The 363-nt window shown below is 65.8% G+C and carries 1 protein-coding gene; it reads left to right on the forward strand.

Annotated elements, in window-relative coordinates; translation table 11 throughout:
* The coding region (locus AABA84_RS34880) for an Ig-like domain-containing protein (RefSeq protein ID WP_338314362.1) at positions 1–363 on the forward strand (363 nt) is incomplete at both ends.

Raw genomic sequence — 363 nt, forward strand, 5'->3', positions numbered from 1 at the left:
GCGACCGATGCCGCCGGCAACACCAGCGCCTTGTCGCAGCCGATCGATCCGCCGATTGGTCATGGCGGCACCAAGGACGCTGCAACCGTCGAAGTCACCAATGTGCGTCAGCACTGGGATCACACCGCGACGATCAAGGGCACGGCCGATCCCAGCAGCGAGATCAAGCTGTATGACGGCACGAGCTCGGTCGGTTCGGCCACGACGGGTGCCGATGGCAAGTGGAGCTTCCAGACCTCCGACCTGTCGGGCAAGTCCCATGCCTTCACCGCGGAGCAGGTCGACACCACGGGTCACGTGGTCGGCACCAGTTCGGGCGAGGCGATCATCGGCTCGGGCCTCAGCAACACGCTGACCGGCACC

The organism is Bradyrhizobium sp. TM239 (genome assembly GCF_036247985.1).
Lineage (GTDB): Bacteria > Pseudomonadota > Alphaproteobacteria > Rhizobiales > Xanthobacteraceae > Bradyrhizobium > Bradyrhizobium ottawaense.